The 24,418-nt window shown below is 37.7% G+C and carries 21 protein-coding genes; 20 read left to right on the top strand and 1 reads right to left on the bottom strand.

Annotated features, from left to right (window positions below; all coding sequences use genetic code 11):
• The first annotated feature begins 1 nt into the window (after position 1).
• The 19 genes from GN217_RS11685 to GN217_RS11595 all read left to right on the top strand — a co-directional run bounded on the left by GN217_RS11685 (position 2) and on the right by GN217_RS11595 (position 19,874).
• On the top strand, positions 2–139 hold the full coding sequence (locus GN217_RS11685) for a hypothetical protein (protein WP_156856863.1): 138 nt from the start codon (positions 2–4) through the stop codon (positions 137–139).
• A 221-nt stretch (positions 140–360) separates the two neighbouring features.
• Entirely contained in the window at positions 361–660 is a 300-nt protein-coding gene (gene gatC, locus GN217_RS11680; RefSeq protein ID WP_156856862.1) for an Asp-tRNA(Asn)/Glu-tRNA(Gln) amidotransferase subunit GatC, read from the top strand.
• 274 nt (positions 661–934) lie between these two features.
• Entirely contained in the window at positions 935–2,401 is a 1,467-nt protein-coding gene (gatA, locus tag GN217_RS11675) for an Asp-tRNA(Asn)/Glu-tRNA(Gln) amidotransferase subunit GatA (protein ID WP_156856861.1), read from the top strand.
• Positions 2,398–3,828, top strand: coding sequence for an Asp-tRNA(Asn)/Glu-tRNA(Gln) amidotransferase subunit GatB (gene gatB / locus GN217_RS11670; protein ID WP_156856860.1), 1,431 nt, complete (start codon positions 2,398–2,400; stop codon positions 3,826–3,828). Before gatA ends, gatB begins: the two co-directional genes overlap by 4 nt.
• Positions 3,829–4,481: 653 nt before the next feature.
• Positions 4,482–5,405, top strand: coding sequence for a diacylglycerol kinase (locus GN217_RS11665; RefSeq protein ID WP_156856859.1), 924 nt, complete (start codon positions 4,482–4,484; stop codon positions 5,403–5,405).
• Between the two features lies 1 nt (position 5,406).
• A complete protein-coding gene (gene rlmD / locus GN217_RS11660) occupies positions 5,407–6,783 on the top strand; it encodes a 23S rRNA (uracil(1939)-C(5))-methyltransferase RlmD (RefSeq protein WP_156856858.1) in 1,377 nt (458 codons plus the stop codon).
• A gap of 230 nt (positions 6,784–7,013) precedes the next feature.
• Positions 7,014–8,075: a DNA cytosine methyltransferase gene (locus tag GN217_RS11655; protein WP_156856857.1), complete on the top strand. Its 1,062-nt coding sequence runs from the start codon at positions 7,014–7,016 to the stop codon at positions 8,073–8,075.
• 86 nt (positions 8,076–8,161) lie between these two features.
• Positions 8,162–8,362, top strand: a complete 201-nt coding sequence (locus tag GN217_RS11650) for a hypothetical protein (RefSeq protein WP_156856856.1) — start codon at positions 8,162–8,164, stop codon at positions 8,360–8,362.
• A gap of 98 nt (positions 8,363–8,460) precedes the next feature.
• Positions 8,461–8,775, top strand: a complete 315-nt coding sequence (locus GN217_RS11645) for a YdcP family protein (protein ID WP_156856855.1) — start codon at positions 8,461–8,463, stop codon at positions 8,773–8,775.
• Positions 8,776–8,788: 13 nt separating this feature from the next.
• The gene (locus tag GN217_RS11640) at positions 8,789–9,169 is read left to right on the top strand and encodes a YdcP family protein (RefSeq protein WP_156856854.1); all 381 of its coding nucleotides are present in this window, start codon (positions 8,789–8,791) and stop codon (positions 9,167–9,169) included.
• Positions 9,169–10,509, top strand: coding sequence for an FtsK/SpoIIIE domain-containing protein (locus tag GN217_RS11635; protein ID WP_156856853.1), 1,341 nt, complete (start codon positions 9,169–9,171; stop codon positions 10,507–10,509). Before GN217_RS11640 ends, GN217_RS11635 begins: the two co-directional genes overlap by 1 nt.
• 212 nt (positions 10,510–10,721) lie before the next feature.
• The gene (gene mobT / locus GN217_RS11630) at positions 10,722–11,939 is read left to right on the top strand and encodes a MobT family relaxase (RefSeq protein WP_198042645.1); all 1,218 of its coding nucleotides are present in this window, start codon (positions 10,722–10,724) and stop codon (positions 11,937–11,939) included.
• A gap of 25 nt (positions 11,940–11,964) precedes the next feature.
• Positions 11,965–12,186 (top strand): hypothetical protein, encoded by a 222-nt coding sequence (locus GN217_RS11625; RefSeq protein ID WP_156856852.1) that lies wholly within the window; start codon positions 11,965–11,967, stop codon positions 12,184–12,186.
• 165 nt (positions 12,187–12,351) lie between these two features.
• Positions 12,352–12,852, top strand: coding sequence for an antirestriction protein ArdA (locus tag GN217_RS11620; protein ID WP_156856851.1), 501 nt, complete (start codon positions 12,352–12,354; stop codon positions 12,850–12,852).
• Between the two features lie 61 nt (positions 12,853–12,913).
• Positions 12,914–13,306, top strand: coding sequence for a conjugal transfer protein (locus GN217_RS11615; RefSeq protein ID WP_156856850.1), 393 nt, complete (start codon positions 12,914–12,916; stop codon positions 13,304–13,306).
• On the top strand, positions 13,290–15,743 hold the full coding sequence (gene tcpF, locus GN217_RS11610; RefSeq protein WP_156856849.1) for a conjugal transfer ATPase TcpF: 2,454 nt from the start codon (positions 13,290–13,292) through the stop codon (positions 15,741–15,743). Before GN217_RS11615 ends, tcpF begins: the two co-directional genes overlap by 17 nt.
• Positions 15,744–15,747: 4 nt before the next feature.
• Positions 15,748–17,931 (top strand): CD3337/EF1877 family mobilome membrane protein, encoded by a 2,184-nt coding sequence (locus tag GN217_RS11605; RefSeq protein WP_156856848.1) that lies wholly within the window; start codon positions 15,748–15,750, stop codon positions 17,929–17,931.
• 5 nt (positions 17,932–17,936) lie between these two features.
• Positions 17,937–18,947, top strand: a complete 1,011-nt coding sequence (locus tag GN217_RS11600; RefSeq protein WP_198042644.1) for a bifunctional lytic transglycosylase/C40 family peptidase — start codon at positions 17,937–17,939, stop codon at positions 18,945–18,947.
• A 15-nt stretch (positions 18,948–18,962) separates the two neighbouring features.
• A complete protein-coding gene (locus GN217_RS11595; RefSeq protein WP_156856846.1) occupies positions 18,963–19,874 on the top strand; it encodes a conjugal transfer protein in 912 nt (303 codons plus the stop codon).
• Positions 19,875–21,024: 1,150 nt separating this feature from the next.
• Here the strand turns inward: GN217_RS11595 and GN217_RS11590 are convergent.
• Positions 21,025–21,693 (bottom strand): 4'-phosphopantetheinyl transferase family protein, encoded by a 669-nt coding sequence (locus GN217_RS11590; RefSeq protein WP_156856845.1) that lies wholly within the window; start codon positions 21,691–21,693, stop codon positions 21,025–21,027.
• A gap of 400 nt (positions 21,694–22,093) precedes the next feature.
• Between GN217_RS11590 and GN217_RS11585 the strand changes: the two genes are divergently transcribed.
• On the top strand, positions 22,094–24,418 hold a 2,325-nt coding region (locus tag GN217_RS11585; protein WP_232334418.1), incomplete at its 3' end, for an AMP-binding protein.

The raw sequence follows: 24,418 nt of genomic DNA, 5'->3' as shown, positions 1-24,418 counted from the left end.
AATGAAGAAGCTATTATCTGGTTTTGCACTCGCAGCAATCTTAGTTTCAGGAGTCTTCTTTGCGGTAAACACAGATGCAGACGATTTGACTTGGGGAGAGCGACACCCGCCTATCTTCAATAATGTAGGAGAGTATTAAAAAAATCAGTAGATTCATTCGTTTTTATTATCCCCAATAATGAAAACAGCTTACCTGAAATGGAAATAATCATTTCAGGAATTTTTTTGTTTAAAATGGGATAAATGATCGCTGTTTGTGGTTAGCTTGCTAATGTCCAGACTTCTCTGCTATCATCATTAGTGATATAATATTAAAATGTAATAAATGAGTTTATTTGATAAAGCTAGGAGGTTCGAGCGATGGCAGATGATATTTCAAAAGAACGAGTAATGCATGTTGCTGATTTGGCGAGACTTCATATTACAGATGAGGAAGCAGAAAAGCTTGCAGAAGAATTACGGTCGATCATTAAACATGCAGAACAGCTCAAGGAACTAGATACGACAAATGTTGAGCCAACAACCCATGTAATTCAGTTAGAAAACGTTATGAGGAAAGATGAACCAAGAACGGATTGGATTACCCAAGAGGAAGCGCTGAAGAATGCTCCTGATCATAAAGACGGTCAATTCCGCGTACCATCTATTCTTTCTGAGTAATTGAAAGTTCATATAAGAGAATGTTCAAAAGAGGATGAAAAGGACCGAGGTCGGCTAAGTACACAACGTCCTGTGCGTCGAAGTTCGGAGCGGCAAGAGCTCCCAGTACCAGAATTGTACTGGGAGACGGGAAAACAAGCTAACGAGCTTCTTGCGTGTAGGATGACGTTTCTACATTGTCCACAGGACGTGGAGGGCTTAGAAGAATCACTTCTTTTAAGGAGTGTCCTTTTCACCAGACTTTTTGAACCACCTTTATAAAGGAGGAAATCCCATGTCATTATTTGACCACTCGATTAAGGAGCTTGAAGAGAAGCTACATAATAAAGAGATTTCGGTCCAAGATTTAGTGAAAGCTTCCCTTGATCGGATCAAGGAAGTTGATGATGAAATCCAGGCCTTTATTACGCTGGATGAAGAGAATGCCATGAAACAGGCAAAAGAGTTGGATGAGAGTTCGGAAGAGAAGAGCCTCTTCGGTCTTCCAATCGGACTTAAAGATAATATTGTTACGAAAGACTTACGTACAACGAGCGGAAGCAAGATATTAGAAAACTTTAATGATCCGCTCTATGACGCAGAAGTAGTTGAGAAATTAAAAGAACAAAAAACAGTTACAATCGGTAAATTAAACATGGATGAGTTCGCAATGGGATCTGGTACAGAGTACTCAGCATACAAAAAGACGAAAAATCCATGGGATACAGACCGTGTGCCAGGAGGATCCAGTGGTGGCTCAGCAGCTGCAGTAGCGGCAGGTGAACTTAAGTTTGCTTTAGGATCTGACACGGGTGGATCAATTCGCCAACCTGCAGCATTTTGCGGTGTTGTTGGAATGAAACCGACGTATGGTCGTGTTTCCCGTTTTGGTTTAGTTGCTTTTGCATCTTCCTTGGATCAAATTGGTCCGATTACTCGTACGGTTGAGGACAATGCCAGGGTTCTAGAAGTGATTGCCGGACATGATGAGAAAGACTCAACAAGTGCAAATCTCGAGGTACCCGTCTTTACCGATGCTTTAACAAAAGATGTTGCAGGTCTTAAAATCGCTGTACCAAAAGAATACTTTGGTGAAGGTGTTGCACAGGAAGTTAAAGATGCTGTTAGAGCAGCTATTGAAAAGTACGAATCCCTCGGGGCAACTTGTGAAGAGGTGTCCTTACCACATTCGAAGTACGCGTTATCCACATACTATATACTTGCATCAGCAGAAGCGTCAGCAAGTCTTGCGCGCTTTGACGGTGTTCGTTACGGAGTGCGCGCAGAAAATGTAGAAGACATGATTGATATGTACAAGCGTTCCAGAAGTGAAAACTTCGGTGAAGAAGTAAAGCGCCGGATTATGCTCGGTACGTTTGCACTTAGCTCGGGATATTATGATGCTTACTATAAGAAAGCGCAAAAGGTTCGCACGCTAATCAAAAATGATTTCGAGCAAATTTTTGAAGAATATGATATTATCCTTGGGCCGACTGCGCCAACAACTGCGTTTAAATTAGGCGAAGAAATGGATGACCCGGTGATAGCTTATGCAAATGATGTTTTAACAATCCCTGTAAACCTTGCAGGTGTCCCGGCAATTTCGATTCCGTGTGGATTCTCAAGTGAAGGATTGCCGATCGGACTGCAAATCATCGGTAAACATTTTGATGAAGCAATGGTTTATCGTGCTGCCCATGCATTCGAACAAGCGACAGACTTTCATAAACAACGCCCCGATATTGGAGGTGCGGCTAAATGAATTTTGAAACGATTATTGGTTTAGAAGTACACGTTGAATTAAAAACAAAATCTAAAATCTTCAGTCCTAGTGTCAATGCTTTCGGCGACCATCCAAACGCGAACGTGAACCCGATTGACTTGGCCTACCCAGGAACACTTCCTGTACTAAATGAAGAAGCGGTGAATTTTGCAATGAAGGCGGCAATGGCATTGAATTGTGAAATTACAACAAATATGACATTCGACCGCAAGAACTACTTTTATCCCGATAACCCGAAAGCTTATCAGATCACCCAGGATGAAAATCCAATTGGTCGAAATGGCTGGATTGAAATCGAAGTAGCCGGGAAAAAGAAACGAATTGGAATTACCCGTATCCATATGGAAGAAGATGCTGGTAAATTAACCCACGGAGATGACGGCTATTCTTATGTCGACTTCAACCGTGCAGGTACTCCGTTAATTGAAATTGTCTCCGAGCCTGATATGCGTACGCCGGAAGAAGCATATGCTTATCTAGAGAAATTAAAGAATATTATCCAGTACACAGGTGTTTCGGATGTAAAGATGGAGGAAGGTTCCTTACGTTGTGATGCGAACATTTCCTTACGTCCAATTGGCCAAGAAGAATTCGGAACAAAGGCTGAACTGAAAAACTTGAACTCCTTCTCTTTTGTTCAAAAAGGACTTGAATTTGAAGAGAAACGCCAAGAGAAGGTATTGCTTTCCGGCGGTGTGATTGAACAAGAAACCCGCCGCTATGACGAAAAGACAAAAGAAACGATTCTTATGCGGGTGAAAGAAGCTGCAGACGATTATCGTTACTTTCCAGAGCCGGACCTCGTAAGTTTATATGTCGATGACGCATGGAAAGAACGAATCAAGAGTGAAATCCCCGAGCTTCCAGATGCACGAAGAGAACGTTATGTAAAAGAACTTGAACTCTCAGCGTATGATGCTGGAGTACTTACAAGCTCAAAGGAAATGGCTGATTTCTTCGAAGCAGCAATTGCGGAAGGCGCAGACATCAAACAAGCGTCAAACTGGCTCATGGGTGAAGTCTCTGCTTATATGAACAAGCATTTGAAGGAGCTCTATGATCTTGCCATCACACCGAAATCTCTTGCAACATTAATCAAACTAATTGAAGATGGAACGATTTCCTCTAAAATCGCGAAGAAAGTATTTGCAGAGATTGTGGAAAAAGGCGGCGATCCGGAGAAGATCGTTCATGAAAAAGGGCTCGTCCAGCTCTCTGACCCTGTGAAACTGCAAGAAATCATCAACGGGGTTCTTGATGAGAACGAACAGTCCATTATCGACTTCAAGAACGGGAAAGACCGCGCACTCGGCTTCCTCGTCGGTCAGACGATGAAAGCAACAAAAGGTCAAGCGAACCCGTCGATGGTGAATAAGATATTGAAAGAAGAATTAGAGAAACGTTAAGTTCAAAGAAAAGCGGGAATGCTGTCAAATGATAGGGTTCCCGCTTTTCTTTCACTGTATAAAATAAAATGAACCAATAACTTTAGATGTTGCCTAGCTATTATAATTTAAGTGGGTGTGTTGTTTTATATATAAGATGGACTAAAGTCGTCAAATTGTCTAATAGATGCATTCTACCGACCAAAAAGTGAACGTGCGTCCTCTATATCCCTCGAAGGATTAATCTTTATGCTTGTTCGTATAAATAAAGGCACTCTAATGCCTTGAAGATTTGATCCTTTCGCTCCTTCGTATGGATAGAGGCGCTCTAATGCCTTGAAGATTTGATCCTTCCGTTCCTTCGTATGGATAGAGGTGCTCTAATTCCTTGAAGGATTGATCCCTTATGTCATTCGTATGGATAGAGGTACTCTTATGTTCTGAAGGAGTAATCTTTCCGATCGTTTGTATGATAAGCGCAGCAAACCTTGTCAAATAGCAGCATCCAATAAGGTGAAAAAGGAATAACCGAGCTAGTACTCGATTTTTATGAAAGGCAAGGCTTAAATTTAACGGATATAAGCTCCTGCTTTTAAATTTTAGTAAAAAGGCTTATGATGGAGAATAGAGTTTACATTGACAGTTGCCCTTATGAAAATCAGGGAGGAATACGAATGAAAAGAGCGCGTGTGATATATAATCCAACTTCAGGGAAGGAGGCAGTTAAAAAAGAATTGCCACTTATCCTTGAGACATTGGAAATTGCGGGTTATGAAACATCTGCCCATGCGACGACAGGCGAGAACGATGCGATGGAAGAAGCGAGACGTGCAGTTGAGCGGCAATATGATCTCCTTATTGCAGCAGGAGGTGACGGCACGATTAATGAAGTCATCAATGGGATTGCAGAACAATTTTACCGTCCGAAGCTGGGCATCATTCCAGCAGGTACAACAAACGATTTTGCAAGAGCGTTGAATATCCCGCGGGATATTAAGAAAGCACTTGAAATTATTGTTGCCAACGAGACAATGGATCTTGATATCGGTAAAGTGAACGACCAATATTTCATTAATATCGCAGGTGGTGGCCGGTTAACCGAGCTTACCTATGACGTACCAATCAAGTTGAAAACCGTCCTCGGCCAGCTTGCCTATTATATTAAAGGAATTGAAATGCTCCCATCCTTAAAACCGGCAAGAGCAAGAATCGAGTATGACGGCAATGTCCTCGATGAAGATATTATGTTATTTCTAATATCCAACTCAAATTCGGTCGGAGGTTTTGAAAAGCTTGCACCTGACGCCAAGCTTGATGATGGTTATTTCGATATGCTTATTTTAAAGAAAGTGAATTTAGCAGAATTCATTCATATCGCAAGCCTTGCACTCCGAGGCGCGCATTTGAATAATGATAATATCATTTATACGAAATCAAAACGGATCAAAGTCACCCCGACGGAGAAAATGCAGTTAAATGTAGACGGAGAATATGGCGGACTGCTGCCTGGTGAATTTGTCAACTTGAACAAGCATATTGAAATGATCGTCCCGGAAATATTTATCCATCAACAAATTGAAGGTTTAAAGGAAGATTAACATGGCAAAATCAATTGCTCCTGTAAAGAAAAATGAATACGTAACATTGACTTTTGAAGACCTGACACATGAAGGAAATGGTGTCGGGAAAGTAGGGGGCTATCCATTATTTGTCCCGAATGGTCTACCGGGGGAAGAAGCGGTTGTTAAAGTAATCAAAGTGAATAAAAATTTCGGGTTCGGTAAATTGATTGAACTAAAAAATATAAGCGAAGAACGGGTTGACCCTACATGTCATGTACATTGCGGCGGATGTCAGTTGCAACATATGAGCTACAACCTACAACTGCAAATGAAACAAAATCAAGTACGGAATGTAATGAAAAAGATTGGACACCTGGAACATGTGCCGATTCATCCAATCATCGGGATGGATAATCCATTCCATTATCGAAACAAAGTACAAATTCCAGTAGGTGAAAAAGACGGAAAACTCATTACTGGTTATTATCAAAAGCGCAGCCATCGAATTGTTGAAGATTTGGATACGTGCAGCAGCCAGGCTGATGAAATTAATGAGATTCTTCCAGAAGTGAAAAAAATCGCAAACCGGATTGGAATTGAGGCATATGACGAGGAGAATCACCGCGGAGTATTGCGTCATATTATGATCCGGACCGGTTATGCAACGAAAGAAACGATGCTTGTTTTGGTCACTAAAACAAATAAACTTCCAGGTAAAGAAATTTTGATTCAAGAACTAACAGATAAATTCCCCAATATCAAATCCATTGTGCAAAACATTAATGACCAACGCACGAACCTTATTCTCGGTGAGAAAACGAAAGTGTTATGGGGAGAAGAATATATCCATGATAAAATTGGCGAACTGACTTTTGCCATTTCAGCAAAATCATTTTATCAAGTAAATCCTGTGCAAACAAAAGTGCTCTATGATAAAGCACTGGAATATGCCAAAATTGATGAGAATGATGTCGTAATAGATGCATATTGCGGTATCGGTACGATTTCATTATTTTTAGCGCAAAAAGCAAAGAAAGTTTACGGAGTGGAAGTTGTTCCGGAAGCTATTCATGATGCAAAGGCAAATGCAAAACTAAACGGAATGAACAACGTGGAATTTGTTGTTGGGCAAGCCGAGAAAATCATGCCGGAATGGAAACGCGAAGGATTAGATCCAGATGTGATTGTTGTGGATCCACCAAGAAAAGGCTGTGCGCCAGAATTCCTTGAAGCAATGATCGAAATGGAACCGAAACGGATTGTATACGTGTCATGCAATCCATCAACGTTAGCACGAGATCTTCGAATATTAGAAGATGGCGGGTATCGTACAATTGAAGTGCAGCCGGTTGATATGTTTCCGAATACGACACATGTGGAGGCTATAGCGTTGATACAACGGAAAATTATGTAGAAATCCTTAGTTTCACAACGTTTTACAAGCATGCACACTTTGTACCAAATGGTGAAAATGGACGTAAAAAAGTGATGAAAAACCATATTGAGGTTTCAGTAGGGATTGAACTGGTGTGTGGGAACACAACAGAATTATAAATTTTAACTTAATAGATTCTATTATATTTAGACGTTCAATTAAAATGAGCGTCTTTTTTTTATGCCTAAAATGAAGAGTAGAGGTGAAATATGACCGGACTAACATTAGGAAGTTTATTTGACGGAATCGGAGTATTTCCTCTAGCTGGTTCTCGTTACGGAATTAAGCCCACATGGGCAAGTGAAGTAGAGAATGCACCTATTTCTATTACAAAAAGGCATTTCCCTAATCTGTTACATCTAGGAGATATTACAAAAGTTGATGGTGGAAAAATACCACCTGTTCATATTATTACCTTTGGTTCTCCATGTCAGAACTTATCCAATATCGGAAAACGGGAAGGTCTTGCAGGAAGTCAATCCAGTTTATTTTATCATGCGATACGTATTATAGAAGAAATGAGGTGTGCAACGAATGGAACATATCCAGTTATCGCTGTTTGGGAAAACGTCATGGGAGCTTTTTCATCAAATAACAGGTTGGATTTTAAAGCCGTGTTGGAGTCGTTCACAAATACCGAAATTCCAATGCCTGCTTCTGGGGTCTGGGCAAAAGCTGGAATGGTCCGAGGGAGAGATGTTGATGTCTGCTGGCGATTGTTGGATGCCCGATATTGGGGAAAGCCCACACTTCCTCAAAGAAGAAGACGTATCTTCCTCGTGGCAGATTTTGGAGGAACACGTGCCAAAGAAATATTATTTAAAACCCGCGAACTGCAATCATTTCCTGCGTCTTGCAGAGAAAGCAGGCCAACCTCCACCGCAGCCAGTCGAAGATCTTCTGAAAAAACAAGGAGGAAAATACCCGTCGTCCGTCCCTTTCAAGAAAGACGTATGCGAAGTACCGCAAAAGATAAAAACAAATCAGGATTCATTGGAAGTTTTGGACGGACAAATGACCCTTTCCCCACTTTGTTAGCTGGTTCGGTCAATATCTTTTCTTTTTGGTATGAAGGGAAAGAAAAAGAAGGTTATATCCGACAGGTTACACCATTTGAATGTGAGCGATTAATGGGATTACCAGAGGGCTGGACAGCTTTAGGAAATGGGAATGAAATCATTAGTGATTATGCGAGATATAAAGCGATTGGAAATGCAATTGCTGTACCATGTGCGGAATACATTATGGCTGGTATTGCGGAAACTTTATAGATAAATCAATTTTTTACCTTGTTGGATTATTCTCATCTGACGTGCTTTTTTTATGGGCGAAAACGTTGAAAGGAGAAAGGTGCATAATGTCCTTGAATGAACAAGAAGCTTATGAAGAAAAAGTCATGGAATGGATTGATGATCATTTTATTATGAATGAAATTGAAATTGAAGACTTTCCTTTTTTTCCTCATGGGAAATTGATACGGGATGAAAATGGAGAAACAATGGTTGTATTTTGGTGTGTCATTTATGGACGTGTGGATTATCGACTACAAGAAGCATAGGAGTGAATTACAAATGTATAGTTCTCGTTCTCCTCCCCTTTCTTGGCTTTATATACTGACGATAAGTAAAAATAAAATTAGAAAAGAGGTAATGAATCATGGAGTTGAAACATGTCATTCCAAATATGGAAAAGACTTTTGGAAATTTAGAATATGCAGGAGAAGGCAAAGTCGAACAGCGACGGATTAATGGACGCATGACCACTCTTTCTAGGAGCTATAATCTGTACTCCGATATTCAACGCGCAGATGATGTTGAAGTGATTCTCCCACAAGATGCAGGAGAAAAGTTCTTTGAACATGAGGAAAAAGTAAAATTAGTCAATGCAAGAATTACCGCAGAGGGTTATAAAATTGGAGAACGAGGTTTTACAAATTATATTTTACATGCGGATGACATGGTAAAAGCATAAGGAGGAAAAAGAAATGAGATTAGCACAAGGTATTGTCATTGATAAAGAAAAGACGTTTGGTTTATTGAAGTTTTCTGCATTACGACGTGAAGTTTTTCTGCAAAACGAAGATGGTACAGTATCAACCGAGGTAAAAGAACGCACCTATGACTTAAAGTCTCGTGAACAAGGTCGCATGATTCAAGTGAGTATTCCTGCTTCCGTTCCCCTAAAAGAATTTGATTATAATGCAGAAGTAGAAATTATTAACCCTGTCGCAGATACCGTCGCAAATGCCACATTTCGCGGCGCAGATGTTGACTGGTACATTAAAGCAGATGATCTGGTCTTAAAGGGAAAAGCGACAGCATCGACAAGTAATATTCCAAAATCTAGTCTAAATAAAGACAAATAATGAAAACTTTTAAAAGACGAGGGAAACGAATTCGAGCGAGTGATGTATCCCTCGTTTTTCAATTTGTATTCTTTGGAATCGTTGGTGTATGGTTCGCTTCTTTTATCCCTTTTCATCTGTCATTTTTACTTTCTACAACGTGGCAACTTGATCTATTTCAAACACATTTTATGAGTACGTATGGATTGATTTCATTGGTGATTAGTTTAGTGATAGTAGCTAGCTGTGCTTTTCTTTATTATCGCTATCGGTATGACTGTATCAGACAGGTTATTCACCGTCAAAAACTCGCCAAAATGATTATGGAAAATGGTTGGTATGAAACGAAACAAGTACAATCAAGTAGCTTCTTTAAAGACATACCAAATGGAAAAGCAAAAGATAAAATTAGTCACTTTCCTAAAATGTACTATCGGCTAGAAAAAGGATTGCTCCATATTCAAACAGAAATCACATTGGGAAAATATCAAGAACAGTTACTAAACCTCGAAAATAAACTGGAAAGTGGTTTGTACTGTGAATTGGTATCGAAAGAGTTACATGATTCTTTTGTGGAATATACCTTGCTCTATGACACAATTAATAGTCGTATTTCCATTGATGAAGTGGTTGCACAAAATGGTAGCTTAAAGCTCATGGATTCGATGTATTGGGAATATGATAGCCTCCCACATATGTTGATTGCTGGCGGAACAGGCGGCGGAAAGACGTACTTTATTCTCACACTAATTGAAGCCCTATTAAAAACAGATGCAAAATTGTATATCCTAGATCCCAAAAATGCTGACTTGGCAGATTTAGCCACGGTTATGCCTGATGTGTATTATAAGAAGGAAGACATGATGACATGTATTGACCAATTTTATGAAGATATGATGAGTCGCAGTGAAGAAATGAAACAGATGCCTAACTATAAGACGGGAGAAAACTATGCTTATTTAGGTTTATCTCCCCATTTTTTAGTCTTTGATGAATATGTTGCTTTTATGGAGATGCTTGTTTCTAAGGAAAATACCGCTGTGTTAACCAAACTAAAACAAATTGTTATGTTAGGTAGACAAGCAGGTTTTTTCCTTATTCTCGCCTGTCAACGACCAGATGCAAAATATCTTGGGGATGGCATTCGTGATCAGTTTAATTTTAGAGTCGCTTTAGGGCGTATGAGTGAGCTCGGATATGGCATGATGTTTGGAAGCGATGTGCAAAAGCAATTTTTTCTAAAACAGATCAAAGGAAGGGGCTATGTCGATAAAGGGGATAATGTCATATCTGAATTTTATACACCACTTGTCCCCAAAGAACATGATTTTTTAAACGAAATTGCTAAACTAGCCCAATAAAGGCTGCACAGTGCGGCGGCGTGCGAAGCGAAAGCCGCCGTGCTGGGCTAAGCCTGCGTGGCGACAGCCACGCCTTAACCCCCCATTTCTAACAGGGGGGTAGAAAAACAATAAGAAACTGTTCCAAAGACCAATAACACCTAATGGCACAACGGTTTGGAGCATATAAAGAAGATGTCAGCTTTTACGATTTAGTTGACATCTTTTTTGTGTTGGGAGGAAAGTATATGAATCAAATACCTTGGTATCAACGATTAAAAGAAAAACGATTGGAATACGGTGTGTCGCAAAATAAACTGGCTGTTCATATTGGAATTTCAAGACAATATATTAGTGAAATTGAAACGGGTAAAGTGACTCCGACTCAAACATTACAAAATACTATGTTCAATGTTTTAGAACAATTTAATCCAGATGCTCCACTCGCAATCTTATTTGATTATGTACGTATTCGATTTTTAACGACAAACCCGAAGCCTGTCATTGAAGATATTTTGAAACTCAAAATGGAGTACATGTTACATGAGGATTTTGCGTTTTACTCTTATATGGAACAATACGTTTTTGGTGATATTGTCGTCATGGTTTCTCCTGATGAAGACAAAGGTTGTTTACTTGAACTTAAAGGAAAAGGCTGTCGTCAATTTGAAAACTTTTTATTAGCCCAGCAACGAACATGGTTCGACTTTTTTATGGAAGTGTTTCGGACTGGTGGTGTTTTTAAACGAATTGACCTTGCGATAAACGATAAGACAGGCATATTGGATATTCCGTTTCTAACAGAAAAATGCCGTCAAGAAGAATGTATCTCTGTTTTTCGTAGTTTTAAAAGCTACCGTTCTGGTGAACTCGTACAGAGTGAAGAAAAACCTGATATGGGAAATACGCTATATATTGGTTCTTTAAAAAGTGACGTGTACTTCTGTGCGTATGAAAAGGATTACGAACAATACGTAAAATACGGAACATCACTCGAAGATACAGATGTGAAAAACCGTTTTGAAATTCGTTTAAAGAATGATCGTGCTTATCACGCGATTGTAGATTTAATGACGTATGAAGATGCTGGACGAACCGCCTTTTCGATTATTAATCGATATATTCGTTTTGTCGATAAAGACGAAGAAAAACGTCGCAGCAACTGGAAAATGAATAAGGAATGGCAACGATTTTTGGATTTAGGTGTGAATAGAAAAATTTCTTTAACGACAAAGCCTGAACCTTACACTTTTGATAAGACACTCAGATGGCTAGCTCATCAAGTCGCCCCCACTTGGAAACTAGCGACAAAAATAGATGAACTCAATCAAACGAGTGTCATCAAAGACATGTTGGAACAGACAGAGTTATCCAAGCGCCATCAGAAAATACTCATGCAACAAACCATTCCTATCGAGAAAGTGATTCAACCGTTGTCAGATAACGATTGATTAACTTATGAAGGGAGAAATTCAAATGAACTTTGGCCAGAATCTATACAATTGGTTTTTAAGTAATGCACAATCTTTAGTATTAATGGCGATCGTTGTAATTGGAATTTATTTAGGCTTTAAACGAGAGTTTTCCAAACTGATCGGCTTTCTAATCATTGCGTTGGTTGCGGTTGGATTAGTCTTTAATGCAAGTGGAGTGAAAGATGTGTTGTTAAACCTATTTAACCGAATCATAGGGTCTTAAATTGTACCGTTTTTTGTGGAAGATAAGTGGTCTTCTTATGTTCTGCAAAAAAATGGTGATCCAAACGGTAGTGCGGAAGGGATTAACAAGCCTCATATGTGTATCAGCAGATAAAATACTGCTGCTTTTTTATGGCTATTTTTAATAAAAAGGATGTGAGTTTCTGTGGAAATGCAAGTTTTTATAACGAATCTTGGTAAATACAATGAAGGCGAAGTTAATGGCGCATGGTTTTCACCACCTATTGATTTTGAGGAAGTAAAAGAACGTATCGGTTTGAATGGAGAGTATGAAGAATATGCCATCTTTGATTATGAACTCCCTTTTGAAATCGGTGAATATACACCTATTTCCGAAGTGAACCGTTTATGTGCAAGGGTGGAAGAAATTGCAGGTACACCACTTTATGATTCTCTTTCCGAAGTTCAAAACTATTGGTTTAACAGTATCGAAGAATTACTGGAACACCAAGATGATATTATGTATTATCCCGATTGTAACAATATGGCAGATGTCGCAAGAGTGCTGGTAGAAGAAACAGGAATGTTAGGAGAAGTCCCTTCCAATCTACAAAACTATATTGATTATGAAGCCTTTGGGCGTGACCTAGAAATTGAGGGTAGTTTTCTAATTACGTCAAATGGTGTATTTGAATATACGCAGTAAGTCGCAGGGCAGCTTGTTATCATACAGGCTGCTTTTTTTCTGTACGAAAGGATGATTTCATGTGAAAAAACTAAAAAGCTATACCCGAATTTGGTCAGTCGAAAAAGTGATTTATGCCATTAATGATTTTCGTTTACCTTTTCCAGTCACATTCAATCAAATGTCTTGGTTTGTCCTCTCGCTTCTAGTGGTGATGTTACTTGGGAATCTTCCCCCACTCTCTTTAATTAATGGAGCGTTACTAAAGTATGTTGGAATTCCAGTTGGTTTGACATGGTTTATGAGTCAGAAAACATTTGATGGCAAAAAGCCGTATAGCTTCCTCAAGTCTGCATTGACCTATTGGTTTCGATCTAAAGCTACGTATGCAGGAAAACCTATCAAACTACAACGTGTGAAAGTAAATGAAAATATCACAGCTGTAAGGAGTGAAGTCCATGCGTTATCCGATTAAATATCTTGAAAACAATCTTATTTTCAATTATGACGGCGAGTGTTTTGCGTATTATGAGCTGTTGCCATATAATTATTCGTTTTTATCGGAGGATGAAAAAATACAGGTGCATGACCATTTCCGTCAATTAATTGCACAGAATCAAGACGGCAAAATTCATGCCTTACAGATTAGTACCGCAAGCAGTATTCGTTCGGTACAGGAACGAAGTAAAGAGTTAGTGTCGGGGCGTTTACAAAACGTCGCCTATGAACGTATCGACGACCAGACGGAAGCCCTTGTTTCCATGATTGGTGAACATCAAGTGGATTATCGTTTCTTTATCGGTTTTAAACTTTTGCTGAATGAAGAAGAAGTTAGTATGAAGTCAATGGGGAAGAACATCAAAAATTCACTTTCTTCATTTGTCCGTGATGTAAACCATCACCTGATGGGAGATTTTGTTTCCATGCCTCATGATGAAATCAGACGTTACTCTAAAATGGAATCTTTATTACAAAACAAAATTTCTAGACGTTTTAAGGTACGCCCGTTAGATAAAAATGACTTTGGCTATCTGATTGAACATCTTCACGGCCAAAGTGGAATTGCTTATGACAAGTATGATTATGCTATTCCCCTAAAGAAATTAAAAAGGGAAACTCTAGTGAAGCATTATGATCTGATTAAACCGACTCGTTGTTTAATTGAGGAAAACCAACGTTATTTAAAAATCGAGCAGGAAGAACAAACAACGTATGTGGCATACTTTACGATTAATTCTATTGTCGGTGATCTAGAGTTTCCATCCGACGAAATTTTTTATTATCAACAACAACAATTCGAATTTCCAATTGATACGTCCATGAATGTAGAAATAGTCACCAACAAAAAGGCCTTGTCTACGGTGCGGAATAAGAAAAAGGAATTGAAAGACTTGGATAATCATGCATGGGAATCCGATAATGAAACAGGCAGCAATGTCATCGACGCATTGGAACAGGTCAATGAATTAGAAGATGTGCTCGACCAAAGTAAAGAATCAATGTATAAGTTAAGCTATGTCATTCGCGTATCTGCTTCTAATGCAGACGAACTCAAACAGCGTTGTAATGAGGTCAAAGATTTTTATGATGATTTAAACGTAAAACTGGTTCGTCCATTTGGAGATATGATCGGTTTACACAGTGAGTTTATCCCAGCCAGTAAGCGGTATATGAATGACTATATCCAATACGTTACATCCAACTTTTTAGCAGGACTTGGGTTTGGCGCAACGCAAATGCTTGGAGAAACGGAAGGAATATATTTTGGCTACAACCTGGACACAGGAAGAAATGTATATCTCAATCCAAGCCTAGCTAGTCAAGGCGTAAAAGGTTCTGTTACCAATGCATTAGCTTCTGCATTCTTAGGTTCACTTGGTGGTGGGAAATCCTTTAGTAATAACCTTCTTGTCTATTATTCGGTACTATTTGGAGGTCAAGCCCTGATTGTTGATCCAAAGGCGGAACGGGGAAACTGGAAAGAAACGTTGCCTGAAATTGCTCATGAAATAAATATTGTCAATTTAACGAGTGAGGAAAGCAACAAAGGATTACTTGATCCTTTTGTCATTATGAAAAAGAAAAAGGATTCGGAAAGTCTTGCGATTGATATTCTTACTTTCCTCACTGGTATATCGAGTCGAGATGGAGATAAATTCCCTGTATTAAGACGAGCGATTCGAGCTGTCGGTCAACAGGAGGAACGTGGTTTGCTTCTTGTGATTCATGAATTAAGAAGTGATCCTAATCCATTAGCTGGTCCTATTGCTGACCATATTGAAAGTTTTACCGACTATGACTTCGCTCACCTTTTGTTTTCGGATGGTACGGTGGAAAATTCGATCAGCTTACAAAAACAGTTGAATATGATTCAAGTCGCGGATTTGGTGTTACCAGATGCAGAAACAAGTTTTGAAGAATATACGACGATGGAACTGCTTAGTGTCGCCATGTTGATTGTTATTTCTACTTTTGCATTAGACTTTATCCATTCCGACAGAAGTGTATTCAAAATTGTAGACTTGGATGAAGCTTGGAGTTTCCTGCAAGTAGCACAAGGAAAGACTTTATCTAACAAGCTAGTACGTGCAGGTCGTGCCATGAATGCTGGTGTGTATTTTGTTACACAGAACGCCGATGATCTAACCGATGAAAAGCTCAAAAATAATATCGGTGTCAAGTTTGCCTTTCGTTCCAGAGATATGACGGAAATTAAGAAAACACTTCAATTCTTTGGTGTGGATTCGGAAGATGAATCGAATCAAAGGCGATTACGGGAACTGGAAAACGGGCAATGTTTAATTCAAGACTTATATGGACGTGTGGGGATTATTCAAGTTCATCCTGTCTTTGAAGATTTATTTCATGCTTTTGACACTCGACCTCCTGTAAGTGAAAAGGAAACGAGGTGACAATATGAACAAACAAAAATTGAAAAAGATTGTCCTGACGGTGGCACTCATAGGTGCTGCCGTTTTTCTATGTCTTCTTTTACTTGGTACGTTTGCTCAAGCAGCTGGATTAGTTGATGATACAGTATCAGAGGATAATTTGTATTCTAAATATGCCCTTGATCACTACCAACTCGACTTTTATGTCGATACAGGTTGGGATTGGCTGCCGTGGAATTGGAATGATGGCATCGGAAAACAAGTTATGTATGGGCTCTATACCATTACAAATTTCATCTGGATTATTAGCTTGTATTTGTCTAATGCGACAGGCTACTTAATTCAACAAGCCTATTCTCTCGATTTTATTTCACAAACGGCAGATGCCATCGGAAAAAACATGCAAACATTAGCTGGGATTACTGCAAGTGGTTTCAGCAGTTCTGGATTTTATGTAGGCTTCTTGCTTCTTTTCATTTTAGTGATAGGCATTTATGTGGCATATACAGGATTAATGAAACGAGAAACGACAAAAGCCATTCGAGCGATTCTAAACTTTTTAGTCGTGTTTATCTTGTCAGCTTCTTTTATTGCCTATGCACCAACCTATATTACTAAAATTAATGATTTTTCTGCTGATATTAGTCAAGCAAGTTTAGATTTGGGAACAAAAATCTTAATGCCTAGCTCTACTAGTCAGGGAAAAGATAGTGTCGATTTAATACGGAATAACCTCTTTTCGATTCAAGTGGAGCAACCATGGTTACTGTTGCAGTTTGATGATTCGGATAAAGACACGATTGGCGAAGAACGTGTTGAAAGCTTGGTTTCTATCAATCCTGATACGAATAACGGAAAAGATCGGGAAGATGCTGTAAAAGCAGACATTGAAGATCACGACAATAAAAACTTAACCATTACGAAGACCACCACTCGCTTAGGGATGGTCTTCTTTTTAATTCTATTCAATATCGGGATTTCAATTTTTGTATTTCTTCTATCGGGAACGATGATTTTCTCGCAAATTCTGTTTATTATCTATGCGATGTTTCTGCCCATTAGTTTTTTACTTTCCATGATACCAACTTTTGAAAACATGGGAAAACAAGCGATTATGAAATTGTTTAATGTGATTATGCTTCGGGCTGGCATTACATTGATTATTACAATTGCCTTTAGTATTTCATCCATGCTTTACAGCTTAACAACAAGTTATCCGTTTTTCTTGATTGCCTTTTTGCAGATCGTGACGTTTGCAGGCATTTACATGAAACTCGGTGACATTATGAGCATGTTCAAACTTCAAAGTAGTGACTCGCAACAAGTCGGACGTCAAGTCATGCGCCGTCCGTATCGAATGTTCAATCGGGGCAGCCGTCGATTGCAACGTACGATCGGGCGCACCCTTGCAGGGGCAACAGCTGGAGCAACGGTCGGGGCAATGGTTGGAAAATCTAAGCAAACAAAAGGTTCCTTCTCCCCTATTCGACCGTTACAGCGGCTAACATCAACTTCAAAGAGCAATAAAGAACGTTCAAATGACAATACAAAACCAACAACTTTGAGCCAGAAAGTAGGTCAAGTAACAGGTAAAATGGTTGGTGCGAAAAATCAAATCCGTGCGAATATAGACCACCGCAAGGAGCAATTGCATGATTTACCTACTACTGCTCAATATGCAGTGATGCAAGGAAAAGAACAGCTTACAAAACCTGCCCGTGATTTTAAAGATGGCATGAAACAAGCAAAGGAAAAAAGACAGCAAGTAAATAAAGCACGTGAAGCAAAACATCGTCAAACGATTGCAGATAGGCGGCAAGCATTGGATAAAAAGCGTACCCCTTCTCGGAAGACTGCCAGTCATGAACGGCCAGTCGCGCAAAATGTCAATGAATCTGTAAATCGGGATGGATTAAAGAATCCAACTGTTGAACAAAAACAAACGACAAGACCTGTCACAAAAAACGGGCATATGAAGCAATTCAAATTACAACGAGAGTTATCGAGTCCAAACAGAAAAGAACATCTGGTTCATGCCGAAAATCTCAAAAAACCTATTAAAAAAGGAACTCGAACTCTCAATGAAGAACGTTCCCGACCAAAAACTAGTCGGACAATCATCAAGCGTCCTTCTAAACCGTTGAAACGTACAAATCAGAAACAATTCACTAAGCGTCCAATGCATGAAACTAGGAGGGAACGCCGATGAAAGTCATGAAATTAAAGATCATGTTAATTGCTTGCGGAATAGGCTTTCTTGCCTTTTTAGGGCTGTTGACATTTGTAGCTATTTTTATATCAAATGAAGAACATTCATCGGATAACGGTGATTTCATTCATGATAAAGGCGATGTATCGGTCTCTGAAGATGTGTTAAAACATCAGCCAATGGTAGAAAAGTATGCACAAGAATATGGAATAAGTGAGTATGTCTCTACACTACTTGCCATTATTCAAGTAGAGAGTGGTGGAAAACTTCCAGATGTGATGCAGAGTAGTGAGTCTTTGGGACTTCCACCCAATTCTTTAGATACCGAAGCTTCGATTCGACAGGGCACAAAATACTTTTCAGATTTATTACGTTCCGCTGAAGCGAGTGGTGTCGATGAGAATACAGTCATTCAAGCGTATAACTATGGCGGTGCTTTTATTGATTACGTCGCAAAAAGAGACACACAATATAGCTTTGGATTAGCTGAAGGTTTTGCAAAAGAACGTTCAGGCGGCAGCAAAGTCACTTACTCGAACCCAATAGCCGTAAAGAAAAACGGCGGCTGGCGTTACCGTTATGGGAATATGTTTTATATCGATTTAGTGAGTCAATATTTTATCTCGCGGCAATTTGATGATGAATTAGTTCAAAGTGTTATGGATGAAGCATTAAAATATGAAGGTTTCCCCTATGTTTTTGGGGGTGACAATCCGAATACCTCGTTTGATTGTAGTGGACTGACACAATGGAGTTATCGAAAGGCAGGAATTAACTTGCCCAGAACAGCACAGCAGCAATATGATGCAACCGAGTCGATCCCTTTATCGGAAGCAAAGCCAGGGGATTTAGTGTTCTTTCATTCCACATATAATGCAAGAACCTATGTCACTCACGTTGGAATCTATGTTGGAAACAATCAAATGTATAACGCGGGCGATCCAATTGGTTATGCTGATTTAACTTCTTCCTACTGGCAAAAACATCTTATTGGAGCCGGGCGTATAAAACAATAGAGAGGGTTGGAATAGATGAAAAACTTTTTTAAGAAAAAAGAAAAACAAACGCTGGAAACAAAATCTAAAAAAACGAAAGTACGGACTGTTGGTACACGCAAAAAAACAGTAACTATTCTATGGGTACTACTCATTAGTAGCCTAGCCTTTGGAATTTATAAAAATTTTACAGCAATTGATCAGCATACCATTCATGAAAGAGAAATCATTGAAACTAGCATCATGGATACGAATGCGCTTGAAAGTTTCACGAAAAACTTTGTGAGAGATTACTACACATGGCAAAACGAAAAAGATTCCATTGAACAACGAGCGGAAAAAATCAATGACTACTTGACAGACGATTTACAAGCTTTAAATACCGATACCATAAGAGATGATATTCCTACTAGCTCTAGTGTGAGTAATATTGATATCTGGTCTGTGACACCAGAAAAGGATGATACGTATGCGGTTGTTTATTCGGTAGATCAAAAGATTACAGAGGATAAAGATAGCCAACAGATTCGTTCCACCTATCGAATGGTTCTCCATCAAGATCATGCAAGGAACTTAGTGATTATACAAAACCCTACCTTATGGAGTATACCGAATAAATCAGATTATGAGCCACAACAACCTGAAAGTAATGGAACAGTTGATTCTGATACAGTGCAAGAAGTGACCGAGTTTTTGGAGACATTTTTTACGTTTTATCCGACTGCCACGGATAAAAAACTTGCTTATTATGTGAAAGATAATGCTCTACCACCGATTGGTCAGGATTATTTATTTTCAGAGCTAGTCCATCCAGTATTTCAGACAGTAGATCACCAAATAAAAGTATGGGTTACTGTGAAATATATTGATGAAGCAACAAGAGCAACACAGTTTTCACAATATATACTCACATTAGAAAAAGATACAAATTGGATGATTGTAGAATAAAATTTTTTATTTTAAAATCACCACTTGCTCTTAAGCCATGAACAAGTGGTGGTTTTAAAAAAATTTTGTATATCAATATATATGCTGCTATATTATGGTTAATTAATTCATGTTTCAATATATTTGATTAAATGGGGGAATTTCGTGTTTTGTATAGAATTATATTGTTAAGACCTAATTTAATTTAGAGTTTTTTTACTCAGGTAATCTTTTGTTTTTCCATAGATATTGTTTATTGATTCTTCATACAATTACCTTTCCCTGATGATAACTAAAAGCTTACAGCAATTGATTAACCTACTGTTCATGAAAAGAAATCAAAGACTACTCGGCAAGAGGACTTACAAGTTTTAACTATTAATATCTTTGGGGAGGATATTCGTATTATTCCAGCATGAGAGATATTGATATCTGGTCAATGTTGGATAATGAAAAAATTATGCGCTTGTTTTCTTGGTGAATTAAAAGATTATAAAAGGTAAAAATAACTGAGCAGTCCTACCTATGAAATTTTGCTTTATTAAGATATTGCAGCAGGCCCATGTAGTTGAAAAAACTTACCTTATGGAGAATCCCAAAACAAATCAGATTATGGGTCACAACAACCTGTTAGTAACTGAATGATTGATTTGTGTTACTGTACAAGAAGTTCAAGAGTTTTGGAGATATTCTTTACATTTTGTCCGACTACAACTGTTAAAGAACTGCCTTATTATTAGGTATGTGATAAACAACTCTCTATCTTTGATTGATAAAGACTATACGTTTTCAGAGTTGATTAATTCAATGTTCAAGTGGTCTGGGGATTTCATAGTATATATTATAATTAGAGAAGAATATAAATTGGATGATCAATAAAAAAAACAGTGTAATCGGAAATACTTGGGAGAAGGACTTTATTTCTCTCCCATCACCTTAGTCAATGCGAAAATTTTTCTCTTCTTCTTATACTTAGAATATACTATGATAAAATGCTAGAGGGTTGAGATAGCCCAAAGCACAAAGGGAATTGAAAAAATTACTAGGTAACAGAACATAAGCCCCATTAAGTAGTGGCTTATTAAAAAATCACTTAAAGATTACTGTAATTTATTTGATAAAGTGGTGTTATTAATATTTTAAACATCTGACTAATGGGACTATTAGTGGATTAAACTAAATTGTCATATTTAAAGTATCTAATTTTAAAATTACTTACATTGGTTTGAGTGCACAAAGCTATTATATAGTCCAAGTTAATTTTTTGTTGATAAAAATAATAGTTATGACCCTCTTTTCCTTTTATAAAATAGTGGCCGTTATTATTAAATAATGAAAAGGAATCCAATGGTATTGATAAGCCTTTTCCAATGGCTTTTACGTATGATTCCTTGAGAGTCCAATATTCATAAAATGTAGAGAGTTTGTCTCGGTCAGGCCTACTATTAATAAAATCATATTCCTCTTTGGCGAAAAATTGTTTCGCAATTTCTAAATCAATAGGTTTAACTTTTTCTATGTCTATTCCAAGTGGTAAATTATCTGTCGCACATACCACCCACTCTTCAGAATGGGAAATATTAAAATGAAATGCATTTGGTACATCTATTAAAGGTTTACCATAATCATTATAAAGGAATGAAAAATTATCCGGATTTATCCCTTTTTTTTCAAATAGAACTTTCTGGATTAATAAAGTTCCGAATAGGCTCCGAACAGCTTCAGTTCTGTCTAGAATATTGATTAACTTTTCTTTTCTATCGGCAGGTATCTTCCTTGTATAATGTATAAAATCAGAATCAGTAACTTTATCTGGAATTTTTACAGCATATACATTCATCCCTTGGTCTCCCCTTTTTGCAATCTAAAAAACACAGTTAACAATTTTATTAAGATATTTTTATTTTGTAAATTAAAAATGCTAAGGTATCCTATCTCACCACTAATTTTAGGTGCTACTTGCTACTTTATTATATCTACTAAAGACTATTGGTTATTGTCTATTCACAGTAAAAACAACGATTTGATTACATTTATCGTATGTAAATGGTTCATTGTGTTTTCTCAGATTAAATTAATTAAGATAATTTAATCATAATGGAATAAGCAATAATTTTCTATTCTTAAGACTTTGCACTGCACTTCAAATACAACAAAGGGCTTGAATAATTTGAAAATAGATGATATAAAAGAGTTAATGAATTTTCCTAATAAATATACGAAAGGGGATTGACTTGAAAATGAGCAAATATTTTCCACTAACTGAGGCTCAGAAACGAATTTGGTATACAGATGCACTTTTTCCTAGGACTGCCACTTCTAATGTAGTTGTAAAGACAGAGTTTAAGAATTTAGATGAGGAACTTTTGAAAAAATCGATTGATTTATTCGTCTCACATAATGATATAATACGCGTTAGGTTACTTAAACAGCATGACCAAGAACCGGTTCAATATATAAGTAATGAACCGTTGATTTCGACTAAAGTTTTGGACTTAAGTATCTACAGTGAAAATCAATTAAACTTATGGTTTCAGGAGCAAGCAAAACAACCAATTCCATTATATGAGTCAAACCTTTATGAATTTACCATAATTAATTGGCATGATAAATCTTTTTTATTAGTAAAATGCCACCACATTATTATAGATGGTGTGTCTATAGATGCATTACTTCTTAACATTAGGAGTATATATGAAAGTCTAAGATCACATTCTGAAATAAACCACCTAAGTAAATATACACTACATCAATATACAACCTCAGAAAAAGAATACAAACAATCCGCCAGGTTCCAAAAGGATAATCATTTTTGGCAATCAGAGTTTGAATCTATCCCCGAATATTTAATTGAAAAGACTAATGCATTATATTCAAGAAGTTTACAAGCTAAACGTAAGGAATATAAGATTCCAGACACAACAAAAAATTTAATAGAAAAATTTTGTCAAGAAAATCAGATTAGTATTTATACCTTCCTTATGTCCGTATTATTTATCTATTTTTCCCGTACTGAGAATGAAAACGATTTTGTGATAGGAACATACTTAGCTAACCGAAAACGTAAGGAAAATGATGTTCTAGGTATGTTTGTAAGTACATTGCCATTTCGTATGGAAGTTTTTAACGAGATACAAACATTAGAATTCATTAAAAGCTTAAGCAAAAAACAAATGAAGTTAATGCGACATCAAAAGTATCCTTATAATCAGTTGATTCAGGATTTAAGAAAAAAGGGAAACGACATTAATCAGCTTTTTACTGTGGGTGTTGAGTATCAGGAAATGGAGGCAGATTTCCATCAAGTATTTAGTGGCCATGATTTTAATGGTATGAATTTCCACATTAAGAATTATACATTGAAGGAACAACTTGTTATTAATATTGATTATAGAACTGAACTGTTTCCTGATTATGAAATTGAATATTTAATAGGACGTCTATTTGTACTTATAAGAGATATAATTCAATTTCCTGAAAAGAACATAGGAGAGTTAAGTGTATGTACAAAGGAAGAACGAGGCAAAATCTTAAATGAGTTTAATGATACAGAAATGCCATATCCGAAAGAGAAAACAATCCATTCTTTGTTCGAAGAACAAGTGGAAAAGGACCCCCATCAAGTAGCTGTGGTATTTCAAGAAAAACAGCTTACTTATAAGGAATTGAATGAACGGGCAAACCGCTTAGCGCGTATTCTGAGACAACGTGGAGTAACCTCAGAAGACCGAGTAGGCTTATTAATGGAACGGTCATTGGATATGATTGTGGGGATGCTGGCGATATTAAAGGCGGGTGGCGCTTATTTGCCAATCGACCCTGCATATCCAGCTGAACGTATTGATTATATGCTTGAAGACAGTGGCTCTAAAATTGTGCTAAGTCAGACAAAAGTGATTGAACAGCTGTGGGAAGAAAAACAGTGGGAAAGCGATTGTCTGGATGTAAGAAAGATAGATTTTGAAGGAATAGATGAATCCAATTTGATGCCTGTAAACCAATCACGGAATTTGGCTTATGTGATGTATACTTCTGGAACAACAGGTCGTCCCAAAGGAGTCGAGGTCATACACCAGAATGTTGTGCGCTTAGTAAAAGAGACCAATTATGCAACACTTAATGAAAAACAGGTTCTTTTACAGTTGGCTTCTATTGCTTTTGATGCGTCCACCTTTGAAATATGGGGAGGTTTATTGAATGGAGCTAAATTGGTTATGATTGGTTCAAACCGTCCTACACTCGAGGAAATTGCCTTTACTTTAGAGCATGAAAAAATAACGACAATGTTCCTAACTACGGCATTATTTAATACAATGGTTGATCATCAATTAATGGCGTTAAAAGGAGTTCAACAGTTATTAATGGGTGGAGAAACTGTTTCTGTTTCACATGTTAAAAAAGCTTTATCATTGAATAGTTTACAACTAGTCCATGTGTACGGGCCAACAGAGAATACTACCTTTTCTTCTTACTATGTTGTGCCAGAGACATGGGAAGAAGAGTCTACTATTCCAATTGGTAAGCCTATTAATAACACTAAAATTTTCATTTTGAATGAGATGTTT

The sequence above is a fragment of the Oceanobacillus sp. AG genome (genome assembly GCF_009746545.1).
Taxonomy (GTDB): Bacteria; Bacillota; Bacilli; order Bacillales; family Amphibacillaceae; genus Oceanobacillus; species Oceanobacillus indicireducens.
Note: the sequence above shows the minus strand (reverse complement) of the source record. Positions and strands in the feature narration are given on the sequence as shown.

What these genes read in the sequence shown, in the direction of transcription:
- GN217_RS11685 (WP_156856863.1), top strand. Translation starts at nt 2, where the DNA reads ATGAAGAAGCTATTATCTGGTTTTGCACTCGCAGCAATCTTAGTTTCA.
- gatC (WP_156856862.1), top strand. Translation starts at nt 361, where the DNA reads ATGGCAGATGATATTTCAAAAGAACGAGTAATGCATGTTGCTGATTTG.
- gatA (WP_156856861.1), top strand. Translation starts at nt 935, where the DNA reads ATGTCATTATTTGACCACTCGATTAAGGAGCTTGAAGAGAAGCTACAT.
- gatB (WP_156856860.1), top strand. Translation starts at nt 2,398, where the DNA reads ATGAATTTTGAAACGATTATTGGTTTAGAAGTACACGTTGAATTAAAA.
- GN217_RS11665 (WP_156856859.1), top strand. Translation starts at nt 4,482, where the DNA reads ATGAAAAGAGCGCGTGTGATATATAATCCAACTTCAGGGAAGGAGGCA.
- rlmD (WP_156856858.1), top strand. Translation starts at nt 5,407, where the DNA reads ATGGCAAAATCAATTGCTCCTGTAAAGAAAAATGAATACGTAACATTG.
- GN217_RS11655 (WP_156856857.1), top strand. Translation starts at nt 7,014, where the DNA reads ATGACCGGACTAACATTAGGAAGTTTATTTGACGGAATCGGAGTATTT.
- GN217_RS11650 (WP_156856856.1), top strand. Translation starts at nt 8,162, where the DNA reads ATGTCCTTGAATGAACAAGAAGCTTATGAAGAAAAAGTCATGGAATGG.
- GN217_RS11645 (WP_156856855.1), top strand. Translation starts at nt 8,461, where the DNA reads ATGGAGTTGAAACATGTCATTCCAAATATGGAAAAGACTTTTGGAAAT.
- GN217_RS11640 (WP_156856854.1), top strand. Translation starts at nt 8,789, where the DNA reads ATGAGATTAGCACAAGGTATTGTCATTGATAAAGAAAAGACGTTTGGT.
- GN217_RS11635 (WP_156856853.1), top strand. Translation starts at nt 9,169, where the DNA reads ATGAAAACTTTTAAAAGACGAGGGAAACGAATTCGAGCGAGTGATGTA.
- GN217_RS11625 (WP_156856852.1), top strand. Translation starts at nt 11,965, where the DNA reads ATGAACTTTGGCCAGAATCTATACAATTGGTTTTTAAGTAATGCACAA.
- tcpF (WP_156856849.1), top strand. Translation starts at nt 13,290, where the DNA reads ATGCGTTATCCGATTAAATATCTTGAAAACAATCTTATTTTCAATTAT.
- GN217_RS11605 (WP_156856848.1), top strand. Translation starts at nt 15,748, where the DNA reads ATGAACAAACAAAAATTGAAAAAGATTGTCCTGACGGTGGCACTCATA.
- GN217_RS11600 (WP_198042644.1), top strand. Translation starts at nt 17,937, where the DNA reads ATGAAATTAAAGATCATGTTAATTGCTTGCGGAATAGGCTTTCTTGCC.
- GN217_RS11595 (WP_156856846.1), top strand. Translation starts at nt 18,963, where the DNA reads ATGAAAAACTTTTTTAAGAAAAAAGAAAAACAAACGCTGGAAACAAAA.
- GN217_RS11590 (WP_156856845.1), bottom strand. Translation starts at nt 21,693, where the DNA reads ATGAATGTATATGCTGTAAAAATTCCAGATAAAGTTACTGATTCTGAT.